We start from the raw sequence: 14,002 nt of genomic DNA on the forward strand, positions 1-14,002 counted from the left end.
CTTCCGTAAGTTAAATTAACAGACTAATTAAGAGAACAAAACCTAACGAACTAAAACCTAAAAAATGAAAAAATTTTTATTCATGTGCCTTATGTTTTCTGGTACATTAAGCTTTGCTCAGCCAGCAGCAACCCCCAAAAACGTTGTGCAAAATGCACTTGTACAAAAAAAACAAATGGAAGAATCTTCTGTTGTAAAAAATATAGTATTCACTAATATTGGGCCAACAGTAATGAGTGGCCGTATTGTAGATGTTGCTGTTAACCCTAAGCAACCTACGGAGTTTTATGCTGCTTATGCATCTGGAGGATTGTGGTATACAAATAATAATGGCACAACTTTTACTCCGGTGATGGACAATGCAAGCACGCAAAATATAGGAGATATTGCTGTAGACTGGCAATCTGGAACTATATGGGTTGGTACAGGAGAAAATAATTCGTCTAGATCTTCTTATGCTGGTGTGGGATTATTAAAATCTACAGATAAAGGAGAAACCTGGCAGAATATGGGTTTGGTAGATGCGCACCATATTGGCCGTATTTTAATTAATCCAGAAAATACTAATGAGGTTGTTGTAGGTGCAACAGGGCATTTATACTCTGCTAATGAGGAGCGTGGTATTTATAAAACTACAGATGGTGGTAAAACTTGGAAAAAAACACTTTTTGTAAATGATGTTACTGGTATTATAGACGTTGCTATGGTGCCAACTAACTTTAATGTACAATATGCAGCTGCTTGGGAAAAAGACCGTAAAGCTTGGAATTTTTCTGGTAACGGATCTAACTCTGCTATATATAAAAGTATTGATGGTGGTAGTAACTGGACAAAAATTACAACTAAGGAAAGTGGTTTTCCTACTGGAGAAGGTGTTGGTAGAATTGGTTTAGCCGTTTTTGATGAAAACACTGTTTACGCTGTTCATGATAGTCAGTTTAGAAGACCTGCAGAAGCTAAAAAGAAAAAAGCATCTAATGATTTGGTTAAAGATGATTTTAAAACAATGTCTAATAAAGAGTTTTTGGCTTTGTCTGACTCTAAGCTTAATAATTTTTTAAAAACAAACGGTTTTCATGAAAAGCATAGAGCGCCAAATGTTAAGCAAATGGTACGTGTTGGTACTGTTAAACCAATAGATATTGCTAAGTATTTAGAAGATGCCAACTCTATGTTGTTTGAAACGCCTGTTGTTGGAGCAGAAGTATATAGGAGTGATGATGCAGGGAAGACTTGGAAAAAAACAAACCAAGAACATATAGATAATTTGTTTTATAGTTATGGCTATTACTTTGCGCAAATAAGAGTACACCCTAAAAATAAAGATGAAATTTACTTAGCTGGTGTGCCGCTAATAAAATCTAATGATGGCGGTAAAACTTTTGATAATATAGATGGTCCAAATGTACACTCAGACCATCACGCACTATGGATTAATCCGGATTTAAAAGGACATTTAATTAATGGTAATGATGGCGGAATTAATATATCATACGATGATGGTAAAAATTGGATAAAAAATAATTCACCAGCTGTTGGTCAGTTTTATGCTATTAATGTGGATGATGAAAAACCATATAATGTGTATGGTGGTTTGCAAGATAACGGAGTTTGGGTTGGTGCCAATAATGCTAGAGAAAGTGTAAGGTGGCACCAAACAGGACAGTATCCTTGGGAAAGCTTAATGGGTGGTGATGGTATGCAAGTGCAGATAGATAGTAGAAATGCTAACATTGTTTATACAGGTTTTCAGTTTGGAAACTATTTTAGAATAGACAGGGAAAACGATTCTCAAAAATACATTCAGCCTAAACATAATTTAGGGGAGAGTCCTTATCGCTTTAATTGGCAAACACCAATTTTATTGTCTCCTCATAACCAAGATATTTTATACTTAGGAGGTAATAAATTGCACCGTTCTTTTAATAAAGGAGATAATTGGGAAACTATTTCTGGCGATTTAACAAATGGAGGTAAAAAAGGAAATGTGGCTTACGGTACATTAACTACAATATCAGAATCTCCTTTTGCATTTGGATTGCTGTACACAGGTAGTGATGACGGAGCCATACAACTTACTAAAAATGGCGGTGCTTCATGGGAAAAAATAAGTGATAACCTTAAAAACGATGAGCTTTGGGTGTCTAGAGTTGTTGCGTCTGCGCATAAAAAAGAACGTGTTTATGTAACTTTAAATGGTTACAGATGGGATGATTATACGCCATACGTATATGTAAGTGATGATTACGGTAAAAGCTGGAAAAATATTGGTGGTAACATACCTGCTTCTCCAGTAAATGTTATTATTGAAGATCCTGAAAATGAAAATTTATTATTTATTGGTACAGATAATGGTTTGTATGTGTCTTTTAATATGGGAAATACCTGGAATTTATTTACTAACGGTATACCTGCTGTAGCTGTTCATGACTTGGTAATACAACCTACGGCAAAAGATTTATTGGTTGGTACGCATGGTAGAAGCATTTATAAAACTAATATTGCCAAGCTTCAGGAAATGACACCTAAAATGTTGGCTAAAAAATTACACTTGTTTAAACCAGAAAACATTAAACATTCTAGCAGGTGGGGTAATGCTCAATCAACAAGGTTTAGGCCAAACACACCAGGAGTAGATATCAATTTTTATGCAGATAAAAAAGGGAGTTTTACTGCTCGTATTTTAACTATGAATAATACAGAGGTTAGCTCTGTTGTTGTAGATGGTGAAAAAGGGTTTAATGTGTTGTCTTATGATGTTGCTTTTTCTAAAACAGGAAAATCTAACTTTCTAAAAAAGAATAAAGTAAAGTTACAGCAAGCTAAAGATGGCAAAACATATTTGCCTAAGGGAGTGTATAAAATAGAATTGTCTGGTAATGGGGCTAAAACAGTTACAAAATTTGAAATAAAATAAATATACCTATTGTTATATTTTTAAAAGCCAAGATTAGTTTCTTGGCTTTTTTTATGTTAAAAAACCTATAAATACTAAAGTCTAATTTTTTAAAGCCTTAGTTTTGCATTCTCTTTATTTTTATTAATTTTTTATAATACTAAATGCGTATATTTTATATACTGCTCTTTTTTTTAAGCGCAGCAGCATCTGCTTACGGGCAAGAGAATTTAACTTTAAGTACAGATTCTAAAAAAGGCAAATTATACTTTTATTGGGGTTGGAATACCGCTCAGTACTCTTCATCTGATATTGAATTTAAAGGGGAGGACCATAATTTTGTATTAAAGAATGTAAAATCTCATGACCATGATTTAAGATGGAAGGTTAGTGAGCATTTAAATCCTGGCCGTTTAACTATACCTCAATTTAATTTTAGAGTGGGTTATTTTTTAAATGATCACTGGGATATTTCTATTGGTACAGACCATATGAAATATGTAGTAAATGATTTGCAAACGGTAAAAATTTCTGGTTATATAGAGGGTACAGGTACTGTTTATGATGGTGTTTATGATAATGATGATATTGTAATTGATCAAGAAAGCTTTTTAGAGTTTGAACATACAGATGGATTAAACTATGTAAATGTAGGTCTTAGAAGAAATGATAAACTAGCTAGCTTAACTAGTTTTGCAGACCTTAATTTGTTGGTTGGTGTAAATGCAGGCGTGTTAATTCCTAAAACAAACTCAGATTTACTTAATAAAGGTAAAAATGATGAGTTTCATTTAGCAGGTTATGGTGTAGGCGCTACAGGAGGCTTAAACTTAACGCTATTTAAGGTCTTTTTTATTCAGACCGAATTGAAAAGTGGTTATATAAATTTGCCAAGTATTATTACAACACCTGTAGATACAGATAGAGGAAAACAAGATTTTCTGTTCTCTCAATGGAATGTAGTCTTTGGGGGCTACATAAACCTTAATAAAAAACATAAAGCCAAAAACAAAAGATAGTTTTTGGCTTTATTGCTTATTTTTCACCAGCAACAGTATTATCTGTAAGGGTATGCATAAAAGCTACTAGGTTTTTTTGTTCTTTATCTGTTAGCTTAAGCTCATCAAAAGGTAGTGTTTGGTGGTCTAAATTAAAGCCTAAACCAGCTCCACCTCCTAGGTTGTAAAAATTAACAACTTCTTCTAAAGTGTTGTAAATACCATTGTGCATATAAGGAGCTGTTAGTGTGCTATTTCTAACTGTGGGTGTTTTAAACATTTTATCATGTATATCTTCTTCAAAAACCCAATAAAAACCTCTGTCGTTGTCTAAAACTTTGTTTTTACTTGTTTTTGGTACGCCAATAACCTCTTTCTCTGTTTCTTTATAAAAAGGCGGTACTGTGCCGTTTGTTAAGGGTATAAAATGGCAGGTTGCACAAAGTGCTTTACCCATAAATAAATTAAAACCGTTTTTTTCTTCAGCGGTAAAACTGCTAGTTTCACCTCGCAAGTCCTTATCAAATTTAGAATTAAATCCAATTAATGTAGATACATAAACAGATATAGCTCTAACGGTTTCTCTATTGCTATTAGGTACAACGCCAAAAGCATTTTTAAATAATGTTATATAGGTGGTGTCTTTTAAAATATTTCCTGAAAAACGATGTACATCTGTATTAAACTCTTTATCGTTTTTAAAAACAGCACTTATTTGGTCGTCTATAGTATTTGCTCTTCCGTCCCAAAAAAATGCTTTTTGGTAAATGCTATTTAGTAGTGTGGGTGTGTTTCTTTGTAGTAGAGCTTTGTTATTGTTTTTGCCAAGTCTTAGTCCATCTGTATATCCTTTATTTGGTAAATGGCAGGTAGCACATGACATTGCGCCATCACTAGATAGTTTTTTATCAAAAAATAACTTTTTCCCTAAAGCAATTTTCTCTTCAGAAGGGTTTCTATCGTTTACATCTAAAAAGTAATTTGCATTAAAACTATCTTCTTCAAAAAAAGTAGGAGCATTAAAATTAAAAGGATATGCATTGGTTTTTCCATCCCAAAGTTGAGATGTTTGTCTTATTTCTACCCAGTTTTTTGTAATTGGGTTTAGGTAATCTCTTATAAAAGTATATCTATCAAATAAAATAAAGTCGGTATTCTTTTTAATGTAGCTAATTGCTTCACTTATATTTTTACTAAAATCAGCGTCTAGCTTCTTGTTTTTTTCTACAATTAATGGTTGTAAGGTTAATTTATAAACTTGGTGTAAACTGATTAATGATATCGCTGTTTCTTCTATACTTCTGCCTGTTACAGGAGTGTCAAAACCAGCCATTGCTAAACTTGCAATACGTATTAATTGTTGGTGTGTACCAATAAAAAAGCGTTTAGGTGTTAATTCTCTTTTTTTTATATTTTCTTTTAAGTTGTTTACAAATCCTTTTTGGTAGTAAAGTTCTCTTAAAAAGTCTTTTTGGTTTCCGTCTTCAGTAAATAATGTTTCTTCTATTTTTTGTAAGCCAACAGGCGAAACTATTCTGCCGCTATCATCATTATATGTGGGTAAAGCGGGCCCGTTTGCTTTATGGGTTACAGAAGGGTTTAAAGCGCCTGCAAAAGGTTCTGCTTTTTTAAAAGCAATACGTAATTTAAAAAAAAGAGTTTTAGCTAAACTGTCATTATACTTAACTGTGTTTAGCGTGTCTATTAATTCTGCTGCTTGCGTTATGTGTTTTGCGTAATAATCTTGAGCAGCTTTCCAGTTGACCTCTTGTGAAGTAGTGGTTTTGGTATAGTCTTGTTTTTCTTTGCAGGCAGAAGCAAGTAATACCAAAAAAAATAAAATTTTAAAACTGTGTTTAAGCATTTGTTGTAGTTTTTATATAGTAAAAAGTCCCTGCACCATATGATACAGGGATCTTTTTAATAAAATATGTGTTGTTTTTATCTAGGTAAACCTTTGATTATTACAATTTGAGATCCTTCTAAGTAAGGAGAGTCTCCTAACCAAGGGTGCTGTAAAGATTGTGTACCACCATCTACACCGGCAAACTCATTACTTTTCCAGTAGTGTGGTTGTAAAGCCAACATAAAAGTATCTGGCTCTCCAATTTTGTCAGATATATCTATTAATGAACCAAACTCTCCGCTTAAGCCAGTAGTTTTGTCTAAGGCTAAATCGTTTCTAACAACAAGTTCTAAAACTTTTCTAGAGTTGTTACCTTCTAGGTCAGACTGATAAATGTATGCTGCATGACCTCTATTAAAAGAGTTAGGATCTTCTTGCGTGTATATGTAGTTTTCGGTTACACAAATGTTATCTGGACTCTGTAACATTGCAAGGTTACCATCCATATTATTTGTATCTGTATTTCCACTAATAACCTGTGTTAGCTTTCCTTCTAAAGGGTTTGTAGCGTCTAGTTCTAACTTATAAACTGTTCCCCAGTCGTTATAAGTACCTCTTCCTGGGCCACGACCTGTAACTGCAAAGTAAACATTTCTAGCGTTTGCATCTCCACCTTTTTGGTAATCTACGTCTTCTACTCTCATAAATTGAGATGCAAAAACGTCATTACAAGCTGTTTCCATTTCATCTACGGTTAAGCTAGATCCATTTACAATTTCAACAAATTCTACATCGTAAGTTGTCTGAAAATCTAAGTTTCCTTCGTTGTATTGTGTGTCTGCAGCTACTGCCATTACTGCACCAGCACCGTCAGATACTTGCTTTAGGCGTAATACGTAAATTTTTCCGCCAGTTAAATCAGCATCGCCAGCTGTAGAGTGGTACATAATAACTTGTCCTTCAGAACCAGAAGAATCATCATCACCACCAAGTATTACTGTTTGTCCTGCATAAGTTCCTTGTGGTAACGGAGTAGCGTTTTCCCAAGCAAACTCACCCAATGCATCTAAACCAAAATCTGCCGTTGGTGTTGGTGTTTCTACTAAGGGATCTATTCCTTTTACATCAAAATTAAATGCTTCAGATGCAGATAAAAATAAATCTTTATCACCACCGTGAATTTCCTTTTCCCACATAGTTCCAGAACATTGGCGTGCATAGTCTGCAACACTAGAGTTTAATAAATATGTTGCATCTGTTATATTAAATTCATTGTCTAATGATAACCTTGCTACAGCAAAATGATCTTCAAAATTTACTACATATTCATAACCTTCTCCGTTTTTAATTAGTCCGGCACCATCTGCACCACCACCAATTCTAAAGTCGCTACCGCCAAAGTTTAGTACATCGCTAGAGCTAACTAAAGAGTAAGCCTCTACAAAGTTAAACTGCCCATCTATAGCAACTAAAGGTTTCATATTAGATTTATTTTCAAAAATAGAAGCTGGTGGTGTGTAGTCTTCACCGTCTTCTCCGTCTTGACCATTAATTCCGTCAATACCGTCTTTTCCGTCTGTGCCATCCATTCCGTCTTCAGGATTACAACCTATAATACTTGCTCCTAATAAGGAGAATACTAAAGCCTTGGCTAATAATTTTTTATTCATTTTTTAGTGTTGTTGGTTATTATTTCTCGCACAGCAAAAATAATTTTCAACATCGCCAATATTGTTAACTCATTATGGTGTTTGTATTAAGTAAGCTTTGTGTTTATGTTACTAGTTTAATTTAAGGTTATTAATTGTAATTGTTCTTAATAGCAAATGCAAATAACATACTAAGCGGTTTGTTTTAGTTGTTAAAAAAAAGTGTATGTTTAGCTTAAACTAAGGTGTACACTAATAATTACCGATAAAATGCATACTTGTTTATTTGTAGCAAAGAATAATGAGCACCTACAAACTGGTTAGTTTGTAAATTGAAGTTTAAATTTTTAGTGTTTTGTATTTTAATTTGAAAAATTAACTCTTATTTGGCCAATTCTCCAATGTGAAAAAGTGCTTCTCCCTGATTAACTACAGCCTGATGATTGATACAAAAAACACAGCCATTAAAAGGAGCTTTAATTTCTTTATTTCGTTTAGAAAAGGCATCAGTTACAATACCAATAACAGCGCCTTTTTTAATATCGCTTCCATTTTTAATTTTAGGTAAAAACATACCAGCAGTAGGAGCGCGTAACCATTTTCTGTTGGTTAAATATACTGTTTCTTCTTTTTCAGGAAGTAAGGCTTCAGTTTTATTAATCATTTTAAAATGATGTAGAATGTTTAAAATGCCTTGTACACCTTGTTCAATAGAATATTCATCAAAACGCATACTTTCGCCAGCTTCATAAACAATAGTGGGTATTCCTTTTGTAAAAGCTGTTTTTCTAAAAGATTTAGGTATAAGGTCTGATGAAAAAGTAAATGGAGCATTAAAAATAGCCGCAAGCTCTTCACTATTTTTGTCTGCTGCCGTATAACGTGTTTGAGGATAATTAGATCTGCTGCCGCCACCAGTGTGTAAATCAACTCCAAAATCTATTTGAGGAAATATTTCTTTTGTAAAGTGATATGCTATTCTACTTGCTAATGAGCCAGATTTTGATCCAGGAAAACTTCTATTAACATCTTTACCATCTGGTAATTCTCTAGAAAAATGAATAAATCCAAAAATATTTAAAATAGGAACTGCTATTATGCATCCTTTATTAACATTAAAATATTTTTTATCTAACATTCTGCGCACTATTTCTATGCCATTTATTTCATCGCCATGTAGCCCTGCTTGCACTAATAAGGTAGGGCCAGGGTTTTTGGCGTTAAATACATAAATAGGAATATCTATAATAGTACCTGTTGGTAACCTGTCTATTTTTATGTTTACCAGTTTTTCTTGTCCTGGTTTTACACTTTCAGTACCAATGGTTATGGTTTTATTTTCGTCTTTTAAAAGCATTTTTTTCTACGTATTCAATAATTTTTTTGGCAACATTAACACCTGTTGCACTTTCTATGCCTTCTAACCCTGGAGATGCATTAACCTCAATAAGTAATGGGCCGTTTTTAGATCGTATTAAATCTACACCAGCAACACCAAGGTCTAGTTGTTTTACTGCTCTAAGTGCTATTTTACATTCATATGCGGTTGGTTCTATTGCTTGTACAGTGGCACCTCTGTGAACATTAGACCTAAATTCGCCCGCTTCACTGGTTCTTTTCATACTAGCTACAATTTTATTGCCAACTATAAAAATTCTTATGTCTTCTCCGTTAGATTCTTTAATAAATTTCTGAATTAAGATACTTGTATCCATTTTGTAAAAAGTATCTATAATAGATTTTGCAGATTTTTTGGTTTCTGCTAAAATTACACCAAGTCCCTGTGTGCCTTCTTGCAACTTAATAATTACAGGTGTGCCACCAAGCAGTGCTATTTGAGACTCAATGTTATTAGGATTAATAGAAAATAATGTTTCTGGGACAGGTACGCCACACCTGGTCATTATTTGCAATGTTTTTACTTTGTTTCGTGCCTTTATTATGCTTAAAGATTTTACTGTGGTAAAAACGCCATTTAACTCAAACTCCCTAACCACAGCCGCACCGTGCCTAGTTACTTTATTTCCTATTCTAGGAATAATGGCATCAAACTCATTGGTGATATCTTCTTCGTTTAAATAAATTTTAGGAGTAGTTGCTCCTAATTTTACAGAGCATTTGGTGTGGTCTACGAGCTCTATATAATGCCCGCGCTTTTCTGCTTCTTGTGCAATTCTTCGTGTAGAGTACACGCCCATACTAACAGAAAGTAAGCCAATGTCCATTTTTTACTCTTAAATTTTCTATGAATATCGGTCAAAAATAGTAATTAACAGAATTGTTAATCAAAGTTTCTTTAAAATAATTCTAAATACGTTACATATTTTAAGCAAAGTTTGTTGATAACTTAATTGAGTCGTAAATTTGTAAAACAAAACTAACAACAAATGAGCGGATTTTTTAAATCTTCAATTGGTAGAAAGTATGCGATGGCGCTTTCTGCTTTATTTTTAATGTTTTTTCTACTTCAGCATTTTGCTATTAATATTTTATCGGTGTTTAGTCCAAACGCATTTAATGAGGCTTCTCATTTTATGGGTACTTTTTGGGCTGTGCAGTATTTATTACAACCGATTTTAATTTTTGGAGTAATGTACCATTTTATAATGGGCTTTATTCTTGAATTTAAAAATAGACAAGCAAGAGTGGTAAAGTATGCAAAAAACAATGGAGCAGCTAATTCTAGCTGGATGAGTAGAAATATGATTTATAGCGGTTTGGCTATATTAGGTTTCTTAGTACTACATTTTATAGATTTCTGGTTGCCAGAAATTAACACTAAATACATCCAAGGCGATATGTCTGGATTATTAGCAGATGGTGAAGGCTTTCGTTATTACGAAGAGCTTACACACAAATTTGTTAACCCATTAAGAGTTGGCGCTTATGTTTTGGCATTTGTGTTTTTATCTTTACACCTTATGCACGGATTTAGTTCTGCGTTTCAATCTTCTGGAGTTAGCTCTATGAGAAAACAAAAGCTTCAGGCTTTTGGTAAGGCTTATGCTATAATAATTCCTTTAGGATTTATTTTTATAGCCCTTTTTCATCATTTTAATCATTAATAATATAGTATCATATGTCTGTATTAGATTCTAAAGTACCTAAAGGCCCTCTTAAAACTAAGTGGACCGATTATAAAAACCATATAGATTTAGTTAACCCAGCTAACAAGCGTAACATAGATGTTATTGTTGTTGGTACAGGTTTAGCTGGTGGTTCTGCTGCTGCTACTTTAGCAGAGTTGGGCTACAATGTAAAAACATTTTGCTACCAAGATTCTCCGCGTAGAGCACACTCTATTGCGGCACAAGGTGGTATAAATGCAGCAAAAAATTACCAAGGAGATGGAGACTCTACCTACCGTTTGTTTTATGACACGGTTAAAGGTGGTGATTATCGTTCTCGTGAAGCAAACGTTTATCGTTTGGCTGAGGTATCAGCAAATATAATAGACCAGTGTGTTGCTCAAGGGGTTCCTTTTGCACGTGATTATGGCGGATTGTTAGACAACCGTTCTTTTGGTGGTGTATTAGTTTCTAGAACTTTTTATGCTAAAGGACAAACAGGTCAGCAATTGTTGTTAGGAGCATATTCTGCAATGAACAGACAAATTGCGCGTGGTAAAATTACTCCATTCAATCGTCATGAAATGCTAGACGTTGTTAAGGTAGATGGTAAAGCTCGTGGTATTATTGCTCGTAACTTAGTTACTGGTGAAATAGAACGTCATTCTGCTCATGCAGTAGTAATTGCCTCTGGTGGTTATGGTAATGTATATTTCTTATCTACCAATGCAATGGGTTCTAACGCAACAGCTGCTTGGAAAATACACAAAAAGGGAGCGTTTTTCGCAAACCCTTGCTACACGCAAATTCACCCAACTTGTATACCTCGTTCAGGAGACTATCAATCTAAATTAACATTGATGTCTGAGTCTTTACGTAATGATGGTCGTATTTGGGTTCCAAAGCATATTGAAGACGTTAAAGCAATTCGTGAAGGCAAGAAAAAGCCAACCGATTTGTCTGAAGATGAAAGAGATTATTACTTAGAAAGAAGATATCCTGCATTTGGTAACTTAGTACCGCGTGATGTTGCGTCTAGAGCAGCAAAAGAACGTTGTGATGCTGGTTACGGTGTTAACGCAACTGGTGAGGCAGTTTATTTAGATTTTGCTTCTGCAATTGAGCGTTACGGTAAAGAACAGGCTAAAATTCACAATATTACAAATGCATCTAAAGAAAAGATATACGATTTAGGTAAGGCTATTGTTGAGGCTAAATACGGTAACTTGTTCCAGATGTATGAGAAAATTGTAGATCAAGATCCATACAAAACACCAATGATGATTTACCCAGCGGTACATTACACAATGGGTGGTGTTTGGGTAGATTATAACTTAATGACTACTGTAGACGGTTTATACTGTATTGGTGAGGCTAACTTCTCTGATCACGGTGCAAACAGACTAGGAGCTTCTGCTTTAATGCAAGGTTTAGCAGATGGTTATTTTGTGTTGCCTTACACAATTGGAGATTATTTATCGCATGAGATTAGAACGGGTAAAATACCTACTGACACTCCAGAGTTTGATGCTGCTGAAAAAGAGGTTAAAGATAAAATTGACTTCTTTGTAAACAATAACGGTAAACACTCTGTAGATTATTACCATAAGAAATTAGGTAATATTATGTGGGAGAAATGTGGTATGTCTCGTAATGCTGAAGGGTTAAAAGAGGCAATGGTGGAAATTAAAGCACTACGTGAAGATTTCTATAAAAATGTAAGTGTACCTGGTAATGCTAATGAGTTAAATAGCGAATTAGAGAAAGCAGGCCGTGTGGCAGATTTCTTAGAATTAGGTGAGTTGTTTGCTAAAGATGCACTTGTTAGAGAGGAATCTTGTGGTGGGCACTTTAGAGAAGAATCTGTAGAATTAGACGGCGAACAAAAAGGAGAAGCTAAGCGTAACGATGAAGAGTTTGCTTTTGTTTCTGCTTGGGAATATAAAGGAGAACCTGGTGATGCTGTATTGCATAAAGAGGAGCTAGAGTTCAATGAAATAGAATTAAAACAACGTTCATACAAATAAGATAGACATTATGAATTTAACACTTAAAATTTGGCGTCAAAAAGATGCTCAGTCGAAAGGTAAAATGGTCGATTATAAAGTGACTGAGATCTCAGAACATATGTCTTTCTTAGAAATGATGGATGTTTTAAACGAACAATTAATTAACTCTGGTGAAGAGCCAGTAGCTTTTGATCATGACTGCCGTGAGGGTATTTGTGGTATGTGTTCTATGTATATTAATGGTGAAGCACACGGTCCGGATAGGGGTGTAACTACTTGTCAATTGCATATGCGTATGTTTAAAGACGGTGATACCATTACAATAGAACCTTTTAGAGCAAAAGCTTTTCCTGTTTTAAAAGATTTAGTTGTAGATAGAGGTGCTTTTGATCGTATACAGCACGCAGGTGGTTACATATCTGTAAATACTTCTGGTAATACGCAAGATGCTAATGCTATTCCTATTTCTAAGCACGCTGCAGATGAGGCTATGGATGCTGCAACTTGTATTGGTTGTGGTGCTTGTGTAGCAAGTTGTAAAAACTCTTCTGCTATGTTATTTGTTGGTGCTAAAGTATCTCAGTATGCTTTATTACCACAAGGGCAAGTTGAAGCTGTAGACCGTGTTAAAAATATGGTTGCTCAAATGGATTTAGAAGGTTTTGGTAACTGTACAAATACTGGAGCATGTGAAGTAGAGTGTCCTAAAGGAATTTCTTTAGAAAACATTGCACGTATGAATCGTGAGTTTTTATCTGCAAACATTAAAGGATAAGCTAAAATAAGTTACAGTGTAACTATTTTGTATAAAATTAAAAATCCCAAGTTGTGTATACAGCTTGGGATTTTTTATAAATTGTATTTGCTATTCTGCGTAATTAGGAATGTATGTGCTGCCAGTTATAATAGCTTTTATGTCTTTTTCTAAGCTTATTATAGGAGATTCTACAATACGGTTAATTTCTTTACCGTTTTTAAAAAAAATAAAAGTAGGTACGTGTGTAATGTTTAACCCTTTTTCTTCTCCTCCTGGGCTTTTTTTATAGTTATTTTTTGCATTATCTACTGCTACTAAACTAAAATTTTCCATTGGGTAGTTTGCTGCTTCTAATACTTTGTAGAACGGTGGTGTTTCTCTTTTGCTATCACCGCACCAGGTACCCATAAAGGCAACTATTTTGTACGCTTTTAGTTTGTCTTTTATTGTGTTTATTGTTTCTGTGTCTACCTTATAATCGTTGTAGTTGGGTGTAAACCAATTTTCAAATGAATTTTTTGTTAGGTCAGACTTGCTAATTTTACCTAGTAAGCGTTCTCTGTTGTTGTGGTCTTTAGGTACCTGTGCAGAAGCTACAACGGTAAACAAAAATAACGCTAGAAGTTGAGTGGTGTGTTTTGCTTTTTTCATTTTAATTAGATTTAGCACTAAGTTACATGGCTTTAATGAGCTAATCAAACGCTTTAAGGCTATTTTAGTATAAATTAATAGTATCTTATATATGTTTTGTATTAATTGCCTTAAGTGGCTTATTTTAA

General features: G+C 34.1%; 10 protein-coding genes. 5 read left to right on the plus strand and 5 right to left on the minus strand.

Features of this window, described 5'->3' with window-relative positions; genetic code table 11:
- Positions 1-64 precede the first annotated feature (64 nt).
- Both CELLY_RS07040 and CELLY_RS07045 read left to right on the plus strand, forming a co-directional pair.
- A complete protein-coding gene (locus CELLY_RS07040) occupies positions 65-2,917 on the plus strand; it encodes a sialidase family protein (protein ID WP_042256772.1) in 2,853 nt (950 codons plus the stop codon).
- A 143-nt stretch (positions 2,918-3,060) separates the two neighbouring features.
- On the plus strand, positions 3,061-3,915 hold the full coding sequence (locus CELLY_RS07045; protein WP_013620973.1) for a hypothetical protein: 855 nt from the start codon (positions 3,061-3,063) through the stop codon (positions 3,913-3,915).
- A gap of 16 nt (positions 3,916-3,931) precedes the next feature.
- Here CELLY_RS07045 and CELLY_RS07050 read toward each other — a convergent pair whose 3' ends face one another.
- The 4 genes from CELLY_RS07050 to CELLY_RS07065 all read right to left on the minus strand — a co-directional run bounded on the left by CELLY_RS07050 (position 3,932) and on the right by CELLY_RS07065 (position 9,614).
- Entirely contained in the window at positions 3,932-5,758 is a 1,827-nt protein-coding gene (locus CELLY_RS07050) for a cytochrome c peroxidase (protein ID WP_013620974.1), read from the minus strand.
- Positions 5,759-5,835: 77 nt separating this feature from the next.
- Complete coding sequence (locus tag CELLY_RS07055) at positions 5,836-7,410, minus strand: hypothetical protein (protein ID WP_013620975.1); 1,575 nt, start codon at positions 7,408-7,410, stop codon at positions 5,836-5,838.
- A gap of 361 nt (positions 7,411-7,771) precedes the next feature.
- Positions 7,772-8,746 carry a succinylglutamate desuccinylase/aspartoacylase family protein gene (locus CELLY_RS07060; RefSeq protein ID WP_013620976.1) on the minus strand — a complete coding sequence of 325 codons (975 nt, stop codon included), beginning with the start codon at positions 8,744-8,746 and terminating at the stop codon, positions 7,772-7,774.
- Positions 8,724-9,614, minus strand: coding sequence for a RimK family alpha-L-glutamate ligase (locus CELLY_RS07065; RefSeq protein WP_013620977.1), 891 nt, complete (start codon positions 9,612-9,614; stop codon positions 8,724-8,726). Before CELLY_RS07065 ends, CELLY_RS07060 begins: the two co-directional genes overlap by 23 nt.
- 162 nt (positions 9,615-9,776) lie before the next feature.
- Here CELLY_RS07065 and CELLY_RS07070 point away from each other — a divergent pair, with 162 nt between their 5' ends.
- Genes CELLY_RS07070 through CELLY_RS07080 form a run of 3 tightly spaced genes read left to right on the plus strand, consistent with a single transcriptional unit; the run spans position 9,777 to position 13,241 of the window.
- The gene (locus CELLY_RS07070) at positions 9,777-10,454 is read left to right on the plus strand and encodes a succinate dehydrogenase cytochrome b subunit (RefSeq protein WP_013620978.1); all 678 of its coding nucleotides are present in this window, start codon (positions 9,777-9,779) and stop codon (positions 10,452-10,454) included.
- Between the two features lie 14 nt (positions 10,455-10,468).
- Positions 10,469-12,484, plus strand: a complete 2,016-nt coding sequence (locus CELLY_RS07075) for a fumarate reductase/succinate dehydrogenase flavoprotein subunit (protein WP_013620979.1) — start codon at positions 10,469-10,471, stop codon at positions 12,482-12,484.
- A 10-nt stretch (positions 12,485-12,494) separates the two neighbouring features.
- The gene (locus CELLY_RS07080) at positions 12,495-13,241 is read left to right on the plus strand and encodes a succinate dehydrogenase/fumarate reductase iron-sulfur subunit (RefSeq protein ID WP_013620980.1); all 747 of its coding nucleotides are present in this window, start codon (positions 12,495-12,497) and stop codon (positions 13,239-13,241) included.
- A gap of 90 nt (positions 13,242-13,331) precedes the next feature.
- On the opposite strand, the gene CELLY_RS07085 is transcribed toward CELLY_RS07080, so the two are convergent.
- Positions 13,332-13,874, minus strand: a complete 543-nt coding sequence (locus tag CELLY_RS07085; RefSeq protein WP_013620981.1) for a thioredoxin family protein — start codon at positions 13,872-13,874, stop codon at positions 13,332-13,334.
- Between the last annotated feature and the right edge of the window lie 128 nt (positions 13,875-14,002).

It is taken from the genome of Cellulophaga lytica DSM 7489 (assembly GCF_000190595.1).
GTDB classification, from domain to species: Bacteria; Bacteroidota; Bacteroidia; order Flavobacteriales; family Flavobacteriaceae; genus Cellulophaga; species Cellulophaga lytica.